Origin of the sequence: Flectobacillus major DSM 103 (genome assembly GCF_000427405.1) — a bacterium.
Lineage (GTDB): Bacteria > Bacteroidota > Bacteroidia > Cytophagales > Spirosomataceae > Flectobacillus > Flectobacillus major.
Genome location: NZ_KE386491.1, coordinates 1,807,056 through 1,826,396 on the forward strand (window position 1 = coordinate 1,807,056; position 19,341 = coordinate 1,826,396).

Sequence of the window (19,341 nt, forward strand, 5' to 3'; positions counted from 1 at the left end):
TTTAAGTTCTATTTTACTTTTGCTAAAACAGCCTTGAACGCCTCTGGGTGGTTCATTGCTAAGTCAGCCAATACTTTTCTGTTTAATTCAATACCTGATTTATTCAATTTACCCATGAAAGCTGAGTAAGATAAACCTTCTTGACGTGCTGCTGCGTTGATACGTTGAATCCACAATGCACGGAAATCTCTTTTCTTAACCTTACGGTCACGGTAAGCGTATTGAAGACCTTTCTCGATCTTATTTTTTGCTACTGTCCAAACGTTTTTACCTCTTCCGTAAAAACCTTTGGCTAATTTAAGCACTTTTTTACGTCTTGCTCTCGACGCTACGTGATTGACGCTACGTGGCATAATCTTGTTTGTTTTTTGAAATTTGGCGTTTCAATAGTGAAATCTTCAAATGCCAAGTTTCTGGTTGAACAATAACTAAAAGTATTTGAAAAGGAAATCCTTTTTCAAACAAAGGGGAATTACATTACTAACATCAATGTAACTCTGTCCATATCACCAGGACTAACTAAAGTATCGTGAACTAAGTTACGTTTACGTTTAGTTGATTTTTTGGTAAGAATGTGGCTGTGGAAAGCGTGCTTACGCTTAATTTTGCCTGTTCCAGTCACTTTGAAGCGTTTTTTCGCTCCTGACTTAGTTTTAATTTTTGGCATTGCTGTTAAACGTTTAAAATGTAAAAGTATTAACCTGTTTAATTTGGCTTGTGCTGAATGAACAGGCTTTTGTAAAATAGACCGCAAAAATACAAAAAAAATATGACAAACCGTATTGAAGACAAAAAGAATTTTAGCAAAAAGGCCAATAAACCTTATAGAGAGGGCTTATTGGGTCTCTTTTGTGAGGCTTCGTTGAGGTTTATAGTAAAAAAGCTCATTTGTTACCACTGAGGTACAAACGAGCTTTTTGTATTTATCCGAAATAAAATCGGCTATAAGTTTTATTTTTTAGGAGCTTTTGGCGAGAAAATAATCGACATTCTCTTGCCTTCAAGTCTTGGCATTTCATCAGGCTTACCAACTTCTTCAAGTCCTTTGGCAAAGTTCAATAATAGAATTTCACCTCTTTCTTTAAATACGATAGCACGACCCACAAAGTGAACATACGCTTTTACTTTTGCACCTTCTTTCAAGAAGTTGATAGCGTGTTTTAATTTAAAATTAAAATCATGCTCATCGGTGTTAGGGCCGAAACGGATTTCCTTTACGACTGTTTTAGCAGCGTTGGCTTTAATTTCCTTTTGTTTCTTTTTTTGCTCGTATTTAAACTTAGCATAGTCAATAACACGACATACTGGTGGAACAGCTTTGGGTGAAATTTCCACTAAATCTAATCCTTGTTGTTGTGCAGTTTCTAGTGCTTGCTTGAAGTCAACAATACCTTGCTCAACATTTTCACCAACTAAACGAACTTGTTGGACTCCACGAATAAGATTGTTGATTCTGTAAGGTTCTTCTTCTCTTTTTGGTCCTTTGAATTGATTCGGGCGTAACGCCATATTGTAAAATTTATTGGTTTTAAAAAGTTTGAAATTTAGGTTTGAGTTTGTACAACTCTGTACAATAGCTGTATTGAAATGATACTGTACTTTTTCCTATTTGTCGGGGTTTCTAATATTATAACTCATTATAAGTCAAAATAGTTGCCCTAAAACATCCGAAATCTATATTAAAAATAGATGAAATGCAAATTTCAGAGAAGAAGGAGATGATTAAATTTAAAAAAAACGTTAATATGTCTCCCTCTTCAAGGGTTTGCTGAGGTTTAACCTATTTTTACAAGATTTTTATTGATTTCTTCCTGTGCTAATTGGCTGAACTCTTCGATAGTCATCATACCCAAGTCGCCTTCTCCTTTTTTACGGACAGATACTTTTCCTTCGGCCGATTCTTTTTCTCCGACAATCAACATAAATGGAATCTTGGCAACTTCTGCATCGCGGATTTTACGACCAATTTTTTCGTCTCGGTGGTCGATATAGCCACGCAAGTCATTTTCTTGTAAACGCAAGAACATTTCGTTGGCATAGGCTTCGTATTTCTCTGAAATAGGCAATACCGCCAGTTGGTCGGGCGAAAGCCATAATGGGAAATTACCAGCAGTATTTTCAATCAAAATTGCAACAAAGCGTTCTAATGAACCAAATGGAGCACGGTGAATCATCACTGGACGATGTTTTTGGTTGTCAGAACCTGTATATTCTAGCTCAAAACGCTGAGGTAATTGGTAATCTACCTGAATTGTTCCTAACTGCCATTTTCTGCCCAAGGCATCTTTTACCATAAAGTCGAGCTTAGGGCCATAGAAGGCAGCTTCGCCTAGCTCTACTACTGTTGGTAAGCCTTTGGCTTCGGCCGAACGAATAATAGCCGCTTCAGCTTTGTCCCAATCTTCGTCTTTACCAATGTATTTTTCCTTATTTTCTGGGTCACGAAGTGAAATTTGAGCCGAATAGTTATCAAAACCTAATGCTTTGAACACGTACATCACAAGGTCGATAACTTTCATAAACTCATCTTCTACTTGGTCGGGGCGGCAGAAAATGTGGGCATCGTCCTGAGTAAAGCCACGTACACGAGTAAGGCCATGCAATTCGCCCGACTGTTCATAGCGATACACTGTTCCAAATTCGGCCAAACGCAATGGTAAATCACGGTAACTACGAGGTTTTACTTTGTAAATTTCGCAGTGGTGAGGGCAGTTCATCGGTTTCAAGAAAAACTCTTCACCTTCGTCGGGTGTGTGAATTGGCTGAAACGAATCTTTGCCATATTTGGCATAATGGCCCGAAGTAACGTATAATTCTTTTGATGCAATATGAGGTGTTACTACTGGAGAGTAACCAGCTCTTACCTGTGCCTTTCTCAAGAAACTTTCTAGGCGTTCACGAAGCATAGTTCCTTTTGGCAACCACAATGGTAAGCCCATACCTACTTTTTCAGAGAATGCAAAAAGTTCTAGTTCTTTACCTAGCTTGCGGTGGTCTCTTCTTTTGGCCTCTTCCAACAAGTGTAAGTATTCGTCTAGTTCCTTTTGTTTTGGGAATGTAACGGCATATACACGAGTCATTTGTTTGCGAGAAATATCGCCACGCCAATATGCACCCGCCACGTTCATTAATTTTACAGCTTTTACAAAGCCAGTATTAGGAATATGTGGGCCACGGCAAAGGTCGGTGAAGTTTCCTTGAGAATAGAACGTAATAGAGCCATCTTCAAGCCCTTCTAGCAATTCTAATTTATATTCATCTCCTTTTTCTGTGAAGTATTGGATAGCTTCTTCTTTTGAAATAGGCGTTCTTTCATACGTATTTTTTTGGCGAGCCAACTCCAACATCTTGTCTTCGATTTTCTTGAAATCTTCCGAACTTAATGTTTTGTCGCCCATGTCGATATCGTAATAAAAACCTGTGTCAATAGCAGGCCCAATCCCAAACTTAGTGCCAGGATACAGGGCTTCAATTGCTTCGGCCATTAAGTGGGCTGATGAGTGCCAGAAGGTTTGTTTTCCGTCTGTGTCATTCCATGTGAGCAACTGAAAAGCCGAGTCTTCGTTGATAGGCAAAGACGCATCTACTACTTTTCCATTGACTTTTGCTGCCAAAACATTTCTGGCAAGACCTTCCGAGATACTGAGGGCAATGTCCATCCCAGTGACTCCCTGGGCATACTCTCTAACACTACCATCTGGTAAAGTAATTTTAATCATTGAATTGTTAAGTTGATGTTGGGGGGTTATCATTTCTGAATAGCATATTATACAAACAATACGATTCAGTAATTTCCATCCTCAGCAAGGTTATTGTTTTTGTATTGAATATTCAAATTTACTTAATTCTTTCGAGAAGAATCAGGTTTTAGATTTAATCTTGTTTTGGGTTGTAACTGCCTAAAGGTTGTATCAATATTGCGATGTGGGGTTTCGTACTTATTACGAGACGACGTATCGTATTTCATTTCAAAATCTTCAGGTAAATAATTGTCAAACTGTTGCTTTCTTTTGGCTCGCCACATGCCATTAACAGCCCGATAGTCTTGTGGAGTTTCGGCCACAATTTCAGAATAATATTGTTCTGCTTTGGCAAAATCGCCTGTATATTCCAAACACAATGCCAAATATAGCTTGGCATCGGGGTATTGGGGGTTTATTTTTAGGGTATGGGCAAATTGCGGTAAGGCTTGCCTAAAAGCCCTAATCTTGAAATACAGATACCCTGCACTAAAGCTGGCCTGTATCAACGACGAATCGAGTTTTACGGCTTTTGAATAGCTTGCCAAAGCACTATCTGTTTGGAATGCCCTTTGGTATGTAATACCTTTTTTGAAATATAAATCAGCATTTTTAGGGTGGTGCTTGATACCCTCATCGGTATAAAACAAGGCCAAATCGTATTGTCTCAATGCTGTATATACTTCTGCAAACTTGATGTACAAAGGCAAAAACGTAGGTTTTAAATTAAGCGTTTGATGGTACAATTGTAAGGCAGTAGCTGTGTCGGCTTGTTTGGCTGCAATTTCACCTCTAAAAAAATAGGTTTCGCCATTGTTGGGCGAAATCTGCAACGATTTATTGAGGTATAATTTAGCTTTTCCGTATTGCCCAATCTGCTGGTACAAATCGCCTAAAAGGGTAAATAGCTCAGGTGATTCCACATTGAGTACTTCAGCTTTTGAGGCTGCTTCAAGGGCTTGTTGAGGCTCTTTGAGTTCTCGCAGAATCAGGGCTTTTACTTGGTAATAATGCCCATTGTTAGCTTTGATATTGATGGCATCGTTGATGTCATCGAGGGCTTCTTTGGGTCTTTCGTCTTCCAAATACAGCTTGGCTCTTTTATAATAAATATCGGCCGAATTGGATGATGAGTTTAGCAAATCGCTCAAAAACTCTATGGCCGCTGTACGTCGAGCCTTTTCTGTAACTTCGGGAACAGCTGGAATTGACAAACCTTTTTTTGATTCGCTACCACAACTAGCCAAAAATATGCCTATGAACCCTATAAGAATATTGATGCTGAAATTTTTCTTCATTTCCTCAAAATTACAACTTTCCTATTACAGATTAAGTGACAAAATACAAATATAAGCGTTGTAAAATAAGGCAATATAGCTGTATAATGAATAAAATGCTGAACAACAGTTACTTGTGCTTGGGTTTAGTACACGTTATTTTGTAAAATAATTGACTTTTATCTTTTGATTAAAATACCTAAAACGTTTGTGCATTGCACCACAAAATTATATATTTGTTGCTCAACTAATCACTTAAAATATTGTTATGAAAAAGATTTACTTGTTTGCTCTTTTCTTATTGTTACTCAAAGCTTTAGAGTCTTTTTCTTAAGCTAAATACTCGCAAAACGATAGAATACTCCAAGGGGAAGTTTTTTGTTGGTAATATCATTTAAGTACAATTCTCCAAACTCGTGATTTTGGGTTTGGCTGAAGCTGCACTTCACTAAATTTTCAACAATTAAAGACGAAAAACCCATAGAGTACATATTCAAAATAAGGAAATAGTTTTCCTTGTCGAGTATCTGGGCTACAGTTTTGAGCATTTCGTTGATTTGCTCTTCCAAAACCCACTTTTCTCCGTCAGGCCCTCTTCCGTAAGCAGGAGGGTCTAGGATTATTCCTTGATAGATATTTCCTCTTTTGGCTTCTCTTTTTACAAATTTCATAGCATCTTCTACTACCCAACGGATATTTTCGAGGCTACTGGCTTCCATATTCTCGCGTGACCAGCTAATTACTTGCTTGATAGAATCGACGTGTGTGACATCTGCCCCAGCTTGCTTGGCAGCAATAGATGCCCCTCCCGTATAAGCAAATAGATTGAGTACTTTGGGGTTTTTGACGGGTAATTGTTTCACTTTTTGAGCAATAAAGTCCCAGTTAGTAGCTTGTTCTGGAAAAACCCCGACGTGCTTGAAGGAAGAAAGAGCTAGCTTAAAACTTAAATCCAACGATTGGGTCTTGTAAGGCATATACCAACGTTCGACCATCCCTTTTTTCAAAATCCATTCTCCCTTTTCTTGCGAACCTTTGTCTTTTTTGAAATAAGCATGGGCTTGATTTTGCCATTCTAAGTCAGAAAGTGACTTGTCCCAGGCAGCCTGTGGCTCGGGGCGACGAAGAATATAATTACCAAATTTTTCTAGCTTTTCAAAACCACCCGAATCTATAAGTTGGTAGGCTTGCCAATTTTGTGGCGTTTCAAGTTTGATTATTTCCGACTTCAAAGTAATCTATTGTTTGAAATGTGTCCCTGTATAGGGATTTTGATGAATAAAAAAGCGATACTCAGATGAGTATCGCTACAAAGTTACAAAAAAGACTTGTGACTAACGCTCAAAACTAAAATGACACTTTATTTATATAAAATACATTACGTTTGGCATTTTCAGAATCGTTGTTAATACGTTGATAACCAGAGGCAATAAAGTATTTGTCGTACCAAAAATCAATTTGGTCGGAGGTAGTTCTTTTTACTACATCGCCATCGTTTTGGGTATCTATAGATTTCTGGCTTAGCTCACCTATGGTTTTGTCACGCATAATGGTTTTGGTATAAATTTGCCCTTTGTTGCTGTAAGTCAGGGTGATATTGTCGCCATCAATAGAAGCCTGAACCTTTTCAATAAGTTTTGGCTCTTTTACATCTTTCAACGGAATACTATTGTCCCAAAGCAAATTTCCTTTCTCGTCAAATGCTGCTACAATAGCATGGGTATAAATCCAGCCATCAAACACTTGCTGGTTGCCATAATAGCGGTTGCCATATCCCCACGGGCTATAATAACTACTAAATGGCGAATAAAGCCCATAATAGCCCCAACCCCAGCGATAAGGATTATAGAAGGTGTTCCAGGGGCTACCAAAGAAGCTGTTGTATCCATAAGGACTACCAAAGCCGTTGTAATTATTGTATTTATAATCAGCATAAAACGCCTCGGCCACCAAGATATACTTATCATCTTTTTTGATAATATCATGCACCAGCAAACGGTAATCCAAGCGTAAATCTTCGCCTTTATCTTTTTTGTCTTGGATTTTCTTCTCTTGTTTCAGCCGTTGTTTATCGCTTAGGTAATTGAAGAAATTTTTAAAATCGGTAAAGCTATGAAACTTCAGGTCGGTAACTTCGTTGTCCAGGAGCTTACTAAAATAAATTCCTTGTGAGGTTGGCCCACGCGATGTTCCAATGGTATTTTTATGACCATACGTACCAAACATCACTTGTGTGCTGTCGGTCAAGAGATTAAGACGGCCGTTCATCATGGCAAAATCGTCTTGGGTATCCATCACAATTTGATTGATAGATTTGCCTTCTTCATCAAAAGATTTTACAACCAATTGAAAGTTTTTGCCACGAGTACCCACCGCATAAGTTACATTCACAATATTGGTAGTTGTATCAAGCTCCATCGATTGGATTTCGGCTTGGTTTTTCAAAGCAGAAGGCAACACCTTGGTTTTGCGGGCATTGAGGTCGGTAAATAAAATAACAGGCTGGGAATTAACTACTCCTGCAATAAAAATAGACGCATTTACAGCCTGAAAATCAGACACTTCCATTCGGTCTACCGAAACTATCTGAAATTTTTCGATAAAGCCAGGCCCCAAGTTTACCTTAATTACTTCATATACATTACTTCTGTAACGGCTAAAAAGTAAGTAAATATTCTTGCCATCGAATGAGTGCTTTACATAGTCCAGATTGCCGTCGATAGTACCATTAATTGACCATACTTTTTCGAGGTTGGTATCAAAGCGAATCAAACTAAACTGCGTTTTGGTGATTTGTGATAAAACCAAAAGGCCTTGTTTTTGCAAAGGAATGGTAAAGTATTCGGTAGAGTTGGTTGGCAAAGGGATTTCGATCCTTTTGATGCTTTGGGCTGAAATGAGCGTCGAGCAAAATAATAAACAAATTACTAATATGTTTTTCATAAGATTTCTTATGGATTGATTAGTGATGAGACATAACACAAACATGGATTACTCATGAGCCAATCCTATAATAATGTCAAACTCTTCTGGTCGCACGGGCGTAACAGATAAACGAGATTGTTTGATGAGAGCCATGTTTTGTAAACGTTCGTCATTCTTGATTTGTTTTAGGGTAACGGATTTAGGGAGTTTTTCAACAGGAGCAAGGTCAACCACCACCCACTTGTCGTCATCGGCGGTAGGGTCGGGGTAATGCTCACGAACCACCTTGGCTATACCAACTACTTCTACGCCTTCGTTGGAATGGTAAAACAATACCAAATCGTGTAATTGCATAGCCTTTAGATTGTTGCGAGCTTGATAATTACGGACACCGTCCCACATTCCTACTTTTTGTTCTACAAAATTATCCCAAGAATATTTGAAAGGCTCAGATTTTACTAACCAATAGTTCATTTGTTGTGTAAGGTTGAAATAAGCCTTTAGCATAGTGCTTCTGGCGATAAATGTTTTTTGACGGCTGAAAATTATGGATTTATTCCTAAAAACTAAAAGAAATATCGAGATACTTAACGAATAAAAATACTTTCTTGTTATAGTTTTTTATAGAAACAAGGATAAACCATTTAGTGATAATGACACCTATTTGGCCGAAAAGGTTGATATACATAACAGTTATTTTTTTGGCAATATGCTATTATATTGATTGGCAACCTGATAACTTTCAGGAATAACAACAAAACATTAATAGATTAAGATTGAGGGAATGAGTGATTATTTTTTATGTATACCTTGCCGCAATTAGAGACGTAATATGATGTGTCTAAAAATTAGCGTCATCCAATAGATTAATATCAAAAAAGCGGTCGAAAATTGTTTTTCGACCGCTTTTTTTGATAACAGTTGGATAATAATCCTAGCTCCAAAATTTGGGATGACTCATGTTTATTGGATACGCTATTTTGCTTATCATGGAAACTTTGGAAACTTGCTAAAGTCTGGCTTTCTTTTTTCCAAGAAAGCATTTTTACCTTCTTTAGCTTCGTCGGAAAGGTAATACAACAATGTAGCGTTACCTGCCAACTCCTGAATACCCGCTTGGCCGTCTAGCTCGGCATTGAAAGCCGACTTTAACATTCTTAGAGCCAATGGGCTTTTCTCTAGTATTTTATGACACCACGCTACTGTGGTTTCTTCGAGTTGGTCTAGTGGTACAACTTTGTTGACCAATCCCATTTGAAGGGCATCTTGAGCATCGTATTGGTCGCAAAGGAACCAGATTTCTCTTGCTTTTTTCTGACCAACTACTCGTGCCAAATATGAAGCACCAAAACCGCCATCAAACGAACCCACATTAGGGCCAGTTTGTCCAAAACGAGCGTTATCTGCAGCAATACTCAGGTCGCAAACTACGTGCAAAACGTGTCCACCACCAATAGCCCAACCTGCTACCATAGCCACCACAGGCTTAGGAATAGAGCGGATAAGTTTTTGTAAATCGAGTACATTCAAACGAGGTACATGGTCTGTACCAATATAGCCGCCGTGTCCACGTACCGACTGGTCGCCTCCGCTACAGAAGGCACGTCCTCCTTCACCTGTCAAAATCACAACACCAATACGTTCTTCGTCACGACAAATATTCATGGCATCAATCATTTCTTTTACCGTAAGGGGCGTAAAAGCATTGTGCACATGCGGACGATTGATAGAGATTTTGGCAATACCTGCTTCGTTAAATTGAAACAAAATCTCTTGATATTCCTTGATGGTTTCCCACTGTATCATAAGTATATTGTATAATTAAGTAATTGACTAAACGTGTAATTGTTGAATGTAGGAGTATTCGCTATGAGTGCTAATTGTGAAAATGTCTCATTATTAGACCAATAATTTCGGTAATTGACACTTCATTAATACCCTTTATTTACAATCTTTTATTGTTCTTCTTGATCTAAAGCTTCGTTGTAGGTAACGTCCCAAGTGTGGTCGGCTAGTAGCAATACCTTGGCCAAATACCTTGAATACTTAAAGGAACGTCCCCATTCGTGAGGTGCTACCAAAGATAACAAATCTGAACCATCTTCTTTCTCGTACATGTAGTAGGTTTCGTTGATGATAGGCTCAAAGCCAATGGCAGCATCATATATTCTTTCCGAAATCTCACGTCTTTGAGCCAATGCTTTGGCCTGTTTTGCCAAGGTTTCCATTTGTTCGTACAACTGGTTCATTTGGCGGTCGGTTTGCTGACGCATGGCTGTTACAGAACGCCCTTTGGTTTTGCCCATATCTTCAGGCTTAATAACGGCACTTCCTGCTGTATGAGCATAAGGTAACAAACCTGGATTTTCGGCAACTTTATCCTTATTAATAGGATTAATAAATTTATCGTCTGACATAGTTGTGAATAAAAATGCTATTGCAAAATATTTTTACTACAAAAATACACCACAGAGAATTTTTATTTATCAAGGGCTTTGATTTTAGATAGACTATCTGTTTTTGTGATTTTTTATAGTAAAAAACACTTTGTGCCTCTTGATTAGCTTACAAAAATAGGGGAATTATCTTTTCAAAAGATGAATATAGCTCGATAAATCCTCGATCAAAGCATAATTTCTTACTGTGTATAGTGATTGTGTCTTGAATTAACTTCTAAAATAGACGCATTGTTTTGAGCAATATACAGTGAAAAAGATTTTGTTAAAAAATATGTATCAACATTTAATATAGCTACATCATTGTTTATTAATAGAAAATTATAGAAATTATTATGTTTTTGAGAAATAATAAAATATTGACTCAAAGACAATTACTCTTTCTAATATCCTTATTAGTTAAAACACATTAAACTTCTTAATCGCTTATGGAACGCAAAGAATTCTTATCGCTAGTTGGTATTAGTGTTGGAGCTGTTATTCTCCAAAATTGTATTTCGGGTTGTAGTAGCAAGTCGGACCCCACGCCATCTGGTAACAATGGAGGTTCTACTTCTGGTGGTGGTACTACCACTGTAACGGGGCTAACAGGTAATGCCACTGCCTCGAAAGGTACTATTGATTTTACGCTTGATTTAACAGCTTCAGACTTTGCTACGCTCAAAGACAACGGCAAAGCTCTTATTGTGGGCGATGTTATTGTTGCCAAAACCAAAACAGGCGATTATATCGCTGTAGCAAAAGCTTGTACACATGAAGGAACTACCATCAACTTTTTGTCTGACCAAAATAAATTCAAATGTCCTAATCATGGTTCAGAGTTTGATACCAGTGGTAGCGTATTGCTAGGCCCCGCCGCTACTGCCCTCAAGCAATATAAAGCAAGTTTTGATACCACAAAAAGTATATTGTCGATAAAGGCTTAGGTTTGAATACCAGTATAAAACATTCTTTGCACATCAATCGGCAAAGTACTTTGCCGATTGATGTGTATTTTTGTATATGTTATATATAAATCCTTTTGAAAAATTGCCAGTTGCTCAAAGCCAGTATGAACAAATGGCTATAGATTTTTGTAAAAAATGGCAAGCTGGTGAATCTATTTTTACTTTGCATACTTCTGGCTCAACGGGTATTCCCAAGCCTATCCAACTGACTCGCTACCAAATGCAACAAAGTGCCTTACTAACGGGGCAAACATTTGGGCTACAGCAAGGCGACCATATTTTGGTTTGTGTAAATATAGCCTATATTGCAGGTGTAATGATGCTGGTACGTGGCCTCGAATTGGGGCTCGCTATGACGGTAGTTGAGCCTGCCAGTAACCCTTTTGTAGGAATTGAGCATCTTGAATGCCAGTACGATTTTGTAGCGTTAGTACCTCTGCAAATCCAGAAAATACTACAGAATGATGTGATTTATAGACAGAAACTCAACCAAATGAAGGCGGTAATAGTAGGAGGGGCAAGTGTAAATAATACATTGCAACAGCAAATCCAAGAGCTTTTAGTTCCTGTTTATAGTACCTATGGCATGACCGAAACGGTTTCGCATATTGCCATTCGCCGACTCAACGGACCAGAGCCTAACGCTAATTTTAGGGTGTTGGAGGGTGTCGAAGTGAAAATAGATGAGCGAAGCTGCCTTTGTATCAAAGCACCAGCCTCTAATAATCAATGGATTGTTACCAATGATGTAGTAGAACTCTTGGATGCTTCGCACTTTTGTATAATTGGCCGATACGACAATATTATTAATAGTGGTGGAGTCAAAATCCAGTTAGAAAAGGTTGAAGCAGTTTTGGAGGTAGCTCTTCGAAATGTTTTGTCAACAAAATTGCTACCTCGGTTTTTTGCCTATGGTATTCCCGACGACCGCCTTGGGCAGCAATTAATAGTAGTAATAGAGTTGCCACAGTTGCCAGAAGAAGAGCGAAATCGTATCCTGGGTTTTTTACAGGAAAAACTGGGGAAATATGAAATTCCGAAGCAAATTTTGATAATTTCGGCCTTTTCTGAAACACCAACAGGAAAAATAGATAAAAGAACAACTATAAAAAGCTTAAATTTGTAGCATAATTGAGCAAAAAACTATTTTGAAAAGTTGATTGCTGGCAATACATTTAACATAATTACCTGAATGGATATTAAGAAACTAGAGTCATTGGTTATAAAGTTTGAAACGGCAGATATGATTCCGCCACCATTTTCTCATCAAATTTTGCTAGAAACAAAACCGAGTGGAAAAGGAATTGAAGTCGATTTTCAGATTGCTTATATTTATCGTGAAGAACTTTCTGAGGAAGAAATTATAGAAGAAGGCTTTACCCTCAACGATGATTATGCGTGGAAGGGACTTTTGGATACGCCTTGGATAGCACCTTTACAAAATTTATTAACCCAAACCCCCAACCGATTCAACAACAAGGCTTTGGAAGAAGAACAAAGCTTTTTGGAGATTTCGGTTAATAACCAGCATACTGGTACACCTCAAAATCAGGAAGAATGGGAGTATTTTTTGCAAGAATTGATTCAAGCTATTTATGAAACTTCGCAAAAAGAAGCCCCATTTCACTTGGATTACCGCAAGATTGGAAAGGATAAAACGATTCAAAATTTTGAATTAAATTTATACTATGCCGTTCGTAAGGCCGAGGGTATTACTACTACCAATGGTACAAATCCTGAAGTGCGTGAGATAACTTGGGAAGAGGCCAACAATATTATCCAAAATGTATTTATTGCTGAATTTATTCAGGAAAGTGCTTTAAAATCAGAACCTAAAAATACAGGAAAATACCTCGCTATTGGCGATGGCCTTTGGTATGAGTTTGGCAAAAGCCTAAAACGCCCACATGGAAACAAAGGGTATCTTTCAGAGCTTGAAAGAACTTTTGACGGGTGGATAGACTAAAAAATGGATTATACTAGCACAAAAGAGTGTCGCATTGGGAATACTAAAATAACCAAATGTGACACTTTTTTTGTTATATTAGTAATTCTTGCCAGTATCTGCCAATGGTAAGCAATAGCATCGATATTCTTAACTTAAATAGCTAAATCATATTTTTGAAAAAAAGACCTTTGTTAGATGAAAAGAATCCTATTGTCAATTTTCCTTATTTTTGATAGTGCCTTAATTGTTGCACAAGAATCTTTTTCAAATCTTGAACAGAACCCGCCTAGTGTAAAGTGGTCTCAAATCAAAACGCCTCATTTTAGATTGATTTTCCCGATGTCTATCGAGTCGCTTGGACAGCGTACTGCCAATGTCCTCGAAACGGTATATCTGCCAGTGAGCCAGTCGTTGGGTAAGCAACCTCGCCCGATTTCTATTATTCTACAAAACCAAACCAGTGTTTCAAATGGATTTGTGACTTTGTTGCCACGTCGGTCAGAGTTTTTTACAACACCTCCGCAAGACCCAAACCTGTTGGGTAATAACAATTGGCTCGATTTATTGGCTGTCCACGAGTTTAGGCACGTTGTACAAAACGACAAAGCCCTAACAGGAATATCTAAGCTTGCTTACACGCTATTTGGCAATAATGGATTGGGGCTTATTACAAGTTTATCGACTCCCAATTGGTTTAAAGAAGGCGATGCCGTTGGCCTAGAGTCGGTACTAACCCCTTCTGGTCGAGGACGCATTCCGTCGTTTGATATGGCCTTGCGTACTCAGTTGATTACCCGTGGTGCATTTTCATATCCTAAATCAACGGGGCAATCGTTCAAAGACTTTGTGCCTAATCATTATGTAAGTGGTTATTTTTTAACAACTTATGTCAAAGATAGATATGGTAACGATGCTTGGGATAAGATATTGGAGAAAATGTATCGTTTTCCGTTTTACCCATTTTCATTTTCAAATAGTATCAAAAAAGTAACAGGTTTTAGGGTAGAGGAAATTTATAGTCAGGCTTTGGCCGATATACAAAAACAGTGGAAAGAAGAACAAGCTACTATACAGGAGTCGCCCTTACAGTATTTGGCTTCTTCGGCAAAGTATTTTACCAATTATCAATACCCTCAGTATTTGTCTGATGGCAGAGTTTTAGCTCTGAAATCAGGTTTAGATAATATTGAAAGCTTTGTGATTTTAGACAAACAGGGGCAAGAAGAAAAGCTTATCGACCTTGGTATTTTTAATGATGCTGGAATGCTGTCGGTACAAGATACCAAAGTTGTTTGGGCAGAGTTTGAATATGACCCTCGTTGGGGGCAACGCAACTATTCGGTAATAAAATCGTATGATTTGCGGTATAAAAAAATCAAAACGCTGACGCATAAAACCAAGTATGCTTCGCCAGCCCTAAGTACCGATGAAACCAAAATAGCGTGTATAGAAAGTTTGCCAGAAAATAAATTTGCTATTGTGATTTTGGATGCCCAAACAGGTCGGCTATTACAAAAGATTCCTAACCCAGACAACGCATTTTATCTTCATCCTCGCTGGAGCAATACAGGCGAATTAGTAGCTGTACAATCAAAAGATACCCAAAAAGCGATTGTGATTTTTGAAAAAGATACCTATTTGCCTAAAATAGTGGTAGCACCAACAAGCGAAAATCTTTCGCATCCTGTAAAAAAAGGAGAGAAGGTTTTCTTTAACTCAGGAGTGACGGGTATTGACAATATTTTTGTGGTAAATACCTCTACCAATCAGCGTTTTCAGGTTAGTAACCGCAAATTTGGAGCAATGAATCCAACTTTGTCTAGTGATGGCAAAGAGTTACTTTACAATGATTTTACTCCTTTGGGGCACCGAGTAGGCTATGTACCTTTCGATGAAAATACCTTGCAGCCTTTTAACCCTCAACAAACGCAGGCAGGACGATACTTTGGACAAATGCTTGTGAAAGAGGCAGGTGAAAATTTATTGAAAAGTGTGCCGAATGTTCAGTATCCAGTTAAGCCTTATAGCAAAGCTAATGTTTTCAATATCTATTCGTGGGGTGCAGTTTTAAATTCTACAGGTAATTCGCTTATTGCGGGAGTGTCGTCACAAGATTTGTTGAGTACCACTTCAATATCGGCGGGTTATGGCTACAATGCCAACGAACAGCGTGGGCAATTGTATGCCAATTTGAGTTATCAGGCTTGGTATCCAATTATCGACTTTAGTTTTACGAGTGGTTCTCGCAAAACCTCGATATATATCGATAACGACCGAACACTCGACAGCCTTCGGTCAGATACTTGGAATCAGCAACAAATGACTTTGGGGTTAAGAATTCCTTTGAATCTAACCCAATCGAAATACTTGCAGGTGATGTCGTTGGGGGCTAATTTTGCCTTGACTCAGGTGAGTGGGTATAATTTGCCAAAACGCTATTTGTCGGAAAGTTATAATGGTACAAACAAGTCGATGATATATAGTATTTCGTATACTCGTCAACTCAAGCAATCGCCCAGAGATATTGCTCCAAAATGGGGGCAAGGGCTTAGTTTTTATTATCGCAAAGCATTTGATAGCAATATCGACGGAGGCTTAGCAACACTACAAGGGACATTGCTGGTACCAGGGTTATTGCCACACCACAGTATTAGGTTAAGAGGCGGCTATCAGTATCAGTACGGCTTTAAAGATGCCATCGGAGCACCCAATCCTAACCTTTATATCTTTAGCAGCCCAATTAGTTTTGCAAGAGGCTTTTCGTACCGCAATTTTGAAAATCTCAATACCTTTAGTGCCGACTACCGCTTTCCCTTGGCCAATCCTGACTGGGGGATTGGGCGTTGGGTATATATCAAGCGTTTGAAAACCAATTTGTTTGTAGATATGGCCAGAGGCGAAACAAATTATGATTTTACGGTACGAGAAGGAAACAGGCTAGTGAACTACAAAGGAAGTGATATAGGTAAATTTACGTCGTTGGGCATAGATTTTTCTGCACAATTTCACTTTATGCGTTTTTCTCAAACTTTTGAAGCGGGGCTAAGATTCGTATATTTGCAACAAAATAAAGATTTTATATTTCAGCCATTGGTAATCGACATCGGGTTTTAGCAAAAGGTATTCTTTATATTTGTAATATATTACCTATTAGTAAAGAGGCGTTGAATACTTTATTTGAACACCTTCAAGAGCAATAAAATGAAATTAATCGATAAAAGAATTTATTGGATAGGCCAATTGAGTTGGTGGATTTTTACCACATTTGTGCTTAGACAACCCACGTCCAAGTACTTCGAGATTGGATACAATTTGCCTATTTATCTGACTGTTAGTTTTTTGATAGGATTATTGCTTACACATTTATACAAAGAGCTATATCAATGGAAGTTTAGTACCCAAAAACGGGTTATCCCTGTTGCATTAGGAGGTATTCTGATTGTTGGGGCAGCATTTTATTTGCAAGACTATTTTTTTGGCTTTCAGCGATACCGCAAGCCGAGTATGGGTTTACCTTTAGAACCCTATGACTACTTTCAGTTTTATATAGAATCTATTCGATATGTCATTATTTGGTTCTTGTTTTTTCATTTAATTGTAATGGATAGGGTTTCGCACCACAAGGCTATTCAGTTGGCCAAAGCTGAAACTTTATTGAAAATTGCAGAATTAGAAAACCTCAAAAACCAACTCAATCCTCACTTTTTGTTCAATGCTATCAATAGTATCAAAGCCCTAACCCTAACAGACCCTGCTTTGGCAAGGCACGCTTTGACTGAGCTTTCAGACCTTCTACGTACCTCTTTGTCGATGGGGAGTCACCAATTGGTAAGTTTTGAGGATGAGCTAAAATTAGTCAAGGATTATCTTTTTCTCGAAAAATTGCGTTATGAAGACCGTCTGCGTTATCAGTTTATGATAGAACGAGCTACAATGGGCTGTAAAGTTCCGCCTATGTCGTTACAACTTTTGGTTGAAAATGCTATAAAGCACGGTGTAGGTAAGGTGAAAAATGGAGGTGATATTATGATTCAGGCAAGAATGAATGAGAAAAAAATGATTATTCGTGTTACCAATGTCGGTAAGCTCAATTTAGAAAATCACAGAGTGGGTGTTGGTATGAAAAACTTAGAAAGACGATTATCGATCAATTTTCAAGACAAAGCCGAATTTCAGCTGCTACAAGAAGGCGAAAAAGTGGTATCGCAGGTAATTATACAATATTAAAAAAGTTCTTTTCATCTGTAAATCCATAATTTCCGATAAAGTTTGTAACTGAGAAGTTTAATCAAGGGTATTAATATCAAACATGATTTATCCCGAATTTTGGGATAATTTATAATAAAGGCCCCTTATTTGTATTTGTTGGGATTCAGGAAGTAAAGCATTTATTGGCTAATAACCAAACAAGGCGGTCGAAATCAGTTTTTCGACCGCCTTGTTTGATTATTCGTGATGACTTATGTTTTCATCTTAAATTTCAGAATCACTTATTCGACTCATCTTACTTATGGAATAGTTTATTGTTTGTAAACAACCCCATCCTTCATCACAAAGCTAACTTTTCTCATCAACTGAATATCTTGCAGGGGGTTGCCGTCGGTAGCAATAATGTCGGCTACTTTACCCGCTTCAATTGAGCCAAAATCTTTGTCAACACCCAAAATCAGGGCAGGTACTACTGTAGCCGCTCTGATTGCCTCAATAGCAGGCATACCAGCCTCCACCATATACTGAAATTCGTAGGCATTTAAGCCATGCAAAGAAACCCCCGAGTCAGTACCAAAGGCAATTTTTACACCTGCTTTATAAGCTTTGGCAAACATACTTTGAATAAGTGGACCTGTTTCTAAAGCTTTTGGTACAACCAAAGGGTGATAATACCCCATTACTTTGGCCGAATCTGCTACTGTTTTGCCAGCTAAAATGGTAGGAACTAAATAAGTGCCATTTTTCTTCATGATTTCTATGCCTTCATCGTCCATAAAAGTACCATGCTCGATAGTGGTTACACCTGCACGAGCGGCTCTTTTAATACCTTCGGCCCCATGAGCGTGGGCTGCTACATGGAACCCATAATCTTTGGCTGTTTCTACGATAGCTTTTATTTCGTCGTCGGTAAACTGAGGGGCTTTTCCATTTTTAGCAATACTCAATACACCACCAGTTGCCGTAATTTTAATACAATCAGAACCCTCTTTATAGCGTTGACGAACAGCTTGGCGGGCTTCGTCGGGGCTATTTACTACTGCCGAAAGCATGTGTGGGTCGGGTGTATAGTTTTTGCTTAGGGCGTTGGTTGGGTCGCCGTGTCCACCTGTAGTAGCAATTGTTTTGCCTGAAGTATATACTCTTGGCCCCACAGTAAGCCCCTTATTGATAGCATTTCTTAAAGAAATATTGACACCACTTCCTCCCAAATCACGAACCGACGTAAATCCAGCCAAAAGGGTAACTCGTGCATTACGAGCTGCTTCAAAAGCCACATCGGCATCGTTGTACTGGTAGCGTTTAATAAGCTGGTCTTTGCTGGTTTCGCCCTCAAGGTGTACGTGCATGTCGGTAAGGCCGGGCATTACGGTTTTGGTTTTGAGGTCTATTACCTTATCTGTACCTTTGGGTGTGCTATAGCCTGCCTGAACAGCCGTTATTTTGCGACCTTCTACCACAATTGTGACTTGGTTTTGGGTATTACTTTTGGCAACATCAATAAAAGTGCCGCAGTGAATAAGGGTTCTTTGAGCAAAACTTGCCGAACTGATAAGACAAAGTGCTGCAAAAGAGAGTAGGTTTTTTTTCATGTTTGTTAATAAAGGTAGTTTAATGATTGTGTAAACAGAAATACATTCTGTATTCTAAAAATAACAATACTATTGCATTTTTTGCATAAAACATATTTAGTTTTTGAAAAAGAAGTAAAAATTACGTTCCATTCGAGGATTTGGGCGTAAATTAGTAGCTCGATTTAAGATATTTTGTCGTATAAACCATTTACTATATTGGCTTACTCTACTAAATGTGGCCAAATAGCTAAAACTTGGTGTATTC

The 19,341-nt window shown here is 38.3% G+C and carries 16 protein-coding genes; 5 read left to right on the plus strand and 11 right to left on the minus strand.

The annotated features are described in order from the left end of the window. Positions 1 to 8: 8 nt before the first annotated feature. The 10 genes from rplT to FLEMA_RS0109475 all read right to left on the minus strand — a co-directional run bounded on the left by rplT (position 9) and on the right by FLEMA_RS0109475 (position 10,359). Positions 9 to 353 (minus strand): 50S ribosomal protein L20, encoded by a 345-nt coding sequence (rplT, locus tag FLEMA_RS0109420; RefSeq protein WP_026995256.1) that lies wholly within the window; start codon positions 351 to 353, stop codon positions 9 to 11. A 119-nt stretch (positions 354 to 472) separates the two neighbouring features. Continuing rightward, positions 473 to 667 carry a 50S ribosomal protein L35 gene (gene rpmI, locus FLEMA_RS0109425; protein WP_026995257.1) on the minus strand — a complete coding sequence of 65 codons (195 nt, stop codon included), beginning with the start codon at positions 665 to 667 and terminating at the stop codon, positions 473 to 475. A gap of 284 nt (positions 668 to 951) precedes the next feature. After that, the gene (infC, locus tag FLEMA_RS0109435; protein WP_026995258.1) at positions 952 to 1,509 is read right to left on the minus strand and encodes a translation initiation factor IF-3; all 558 of its coding nucleotides are present in this window, start codon (positions 1,507 to 1,509) and stop codon (positions 952 to 954) included. A gap of 266 nt (positions 1,510 to 1,775) precedes the next feature. Further along, positions 1,776 to 3,719 carry a threonine--tRNA ligase gene (gene thrS, locus FLEMA_RS0109440; protein ID WP_026995259.1) on the minus strand — a complete coding sequence of 648 codons (1,944 nt, stop codon included), beginning with the start codon at positions 3,717 to 3,719 and terminating at the stop codon, positions 1,776 to 1,778. 122 nt (positions 3,720 to 3,841) lie between these two features. Further along, positions 3,842 to 5,038 carry a tetratricopeptide repeat protein gene (locus FLEMA_RS0109445; protein ID WP_026995260.1) on the minus strand — a complete coding sequence of 399 codons (1,197 nt, stop codon included), beginning with the start codon at positions 5,036 to 5,038 and terminating at the stop codon, positions 3,842 to 3,844. Between the two features lie 314 nt (positions 5,039 to 5,352). Beyond that, positions 5,353 to 6,249, minus strand: coding sequence for a class I SAM-dependent methyltransferase (locus FLEMA_RS0109450; protein WP_044171180.1), 897 nt, complete (start codon positions 6,247 to 6,249; stop codon positions 5,353 to 5,355). Between the two features lie 115 nt (positions 6,250 to 6,364). Then, positions 6,365 to 7,960, minus strand: coding sequence for a sulfur globule family protein (locus FLEMA_RS0109455; protein ID WP_052354041.1), 1,596 nt, complete (start codon positions 7,958 to 7,960; stop codon positions 6,365 to 6,367). Positions 7,961 to 8,008: 48 nt separating this feature from the next. After that, positions 8,009 to 8,416, minus strand: coding sequence for an EVE domain-containing protein (locus FLEMA_RS0109460; RefSeq protein ID WP_026995263.1), 408 nt, complete (start codon positions 8,414 to 8,416; stop codon positions 8,009 to 8,011). 513 nt (positions 8,417 to 8,929) lie between these two features. Continuing rightward, positions 8,930 to 9,748 (minus strand): 1,4-dihydroxy-2-naphthoyl-CoA synthase, encoded by an 819-nt coding sequence (gene menB, locus FLEMA_RS0109470; RefSeq protein WP_044171182.1) that lies wholly within the window; start codon positions 9,746 to 9,748, stop codon positions 8,930 to 8,932. A 149-nt stretch (positions 9,749 to 9,897) separates the two neighbouring features. Then, positions 9,898 to 10,359 carry a DUF2452 domain-containing protein gene (locus FLEMA_RS0109475; protein WP_026995265.1) on the minus strand — a complete coding sequence of 154 codons (462 nt, stop codon included), beginning with the start codon at positions 10,357 to 10,359 and terminating at the stop codon, positions 9,898 to 9,900. Between the two features lie 467 nt (positions 10,360 to 10,826). Here FLEMA_RS0109475 and FLEMA_RS0109480 point away from each other — a divergent pair, with 467 nt between their 5' ends. From FLEMA_RS0109480 to FLEMA_RS68070, 5 genes are all read left to right on the plus strand, one after another. Then, positions 10,827 to 11,324, plus strand: coding sequence for a QcrA and Rieske domain-containing protein (locus tag FLEMA_RS0109480; RefSeq protein WP_026995266.1), 498 nt, complete (start codon positions 10,827 to 10,829; stop codon positions 11,322 to 11,324). A gap of 133 nt (positions 11,325 to 11,457) precedes the next feature. Then, positions 11,458 to 12,471: an AMP-binding protein gene (locus FLEMA_RS0109485; RefSeq protein ID WP_229359401.1), complete on the plus strand. Its 1,014-nt coding sequence runs from the start codon at positions 11,458 to 11,460 to the stop codon at positions 12,469 to 12,471. A 66-nt stretch (positions 12,472 to 12,537) separates the two neighbouring features. After that, positions 12,538 to 13,311 carry a hypothetical protein gene (locus tag FLEMA_RS0109490; RefSeq protein ID WP_026995268.1) on the plus strand — a complete coding sequence of 258 codons (774 nt, stop codon included), beginning with the start codon at positions 12,538 to 12,540 and terminating at the stop codon, positions 13,309 to 13,311. Between the two features lie 177 nt (positions 13,312 to 13,488). Then, positions 13,489 to 16,407 carry a TolB-like translocation protein gene (locus tag FLEMA_RS0109495; protein WP_026995269.1) on the plus strand — a complete coding sequence of 973 codons (2,919 nt, stop codon included), beginning with the start codon at positions 13,489 to 13,491 and terminating at the stop codon, positions 16,405 to 16,407. A gap of 87 nt (positions 16,408 to 16,494) precedes the next feature. Then, positions 16,495 to 17,520: a sensor histidine kinase gene (locus FLEMA_RS68070; protein WP_052354042.1), complete on the plus strand. Its 1,026-nt coding sequence runs from the start codon at positions 16,495 to 16,497 to the stop codon at positions 17,518 to 17,520. A 293-nt stretch (positions 17,521 to 17,813) separates the two neighbouring features. Here the strand turns inward: FLEMA_RS68070 and FLEMA_RS0109505 are convergent, their stop codons facing one another. Next, on the minus strand, positions 17,814 to 19,094 hold the full coding sequence (locus FLEMA_RS0109505) for a metal-dependent hydrolase family protein (protein ID WP_026995270.1): 1,281 nt from the start codon (positions 19,092 to 19,094) through the stop codon (positions 17,814 to 17,816). Positions 19,095 to 19,341 lie beyond the last annotated feature (247 nt).

Bases quoted from the DNA above. Each gene is read 5' to 3' on its own strand.
- FLEMA_RS0109460 (WP_026995263.1), bottom strand. From the start codon at position 8,416: ATGAACTATTGGTTAGTAAAATCTGAGCCTTTCAAATATTCTTGGGAT.
- thrS (WP_026995259.1), bottom strand. From the start codon at position 3,719: ATGATTAAAATTACTTTACCAGATGGTAGTGTTAGAGAGTATGCCCAG.
- FLEMA_RS0109445 (WP_026995260.1), bottom strand. From the start codon at position 5,038: ATGAAGAAAAATTTCAGCATCAATATTCTTATAGGGTTCATAGGCATA.
- menB (WP_044171182.1), bottom strand. From the start codon at position 9,748: ATGATACAGTGGGAAACCATCAAGGAATATCAAGAGATTTTGTTTCAA.
- FLEMA_RS0109490 (WP_026995268.1), top strand. From the start codon at position 12,538: ATGGATATTAAGAAACTAGAGTCATTGGTTATAAAGTTTGAAACGGCA.
- infC (WP_026995258.1), bottom strand. From the start codon at position 1,509: ATGGCGTTACGCCCGAATCAATTCAAAGGACCAAAAAGAGAAGAAGAA.
- FLEMA_RS0109480 (WP_026995266.1), top strand. From the start codon at position 10,827: ATGGAACGCAAAGAATTCTTATCGCTAGTTGGTATTAGTGTTGGAGCT.
- rplT (WP_026995256.1), bottom strand. From the start codon at position 353: ATGCCACGTAGCGTCAATCACGTAGCGTCGAGAGCAAGACGTAAAAAA.
- FLEMA_RS0109485 (WP_229359401.1), top strand. From the start codon at position 11,458: ATGGCTATAGATTTTTGTAAAAAATGGCAAGCTGGTGAATCTATTTTT.
- FLEMA_RS0109495 (WP_026995269.1), top strand. From the start codon at position 13,489: ATGAAAAGAATCCTATTGTCAATTTTCCTTATTTTTGATAGTGCCTTA.
- rpmI (WP_026995257.1), bottom strand. From the start codon at position 667: ATGCCAAAAATTAAAACTAAGTCAGGAGCGAAAAAACGCTTCAAAGTG.
- FLEMA_RS0109505 (WP_026995270.1), bottom strand. From the start codon at position 19,094: ATGAAAAAAAACCTACTCTCTTTTGCAGCACTTTGTCTTATCAGTTCG.
- FLEMA_RS68070 (WP_052354042.1), top strand. From the start codon at position 16,495: ATGAAATTAATCGATAAAAGAATTTATTGGATAGGCCAATTGAGTTGG.
- FLEMA_RS0109455 (WP_052354041.1), bottom strand. From the start codon at position 7,960: ATGAAAAACATATTAGTAATTTGTTTATTATTTTGCTCGACGCTCATT.
- FLEMA_RS0109475 (WP_026995265.1), bottom strand. From the start codon at position 10,359: ATGTCAGACGATAAATTTATTAATCCTATTAATAAGGATAAAGTTGCC.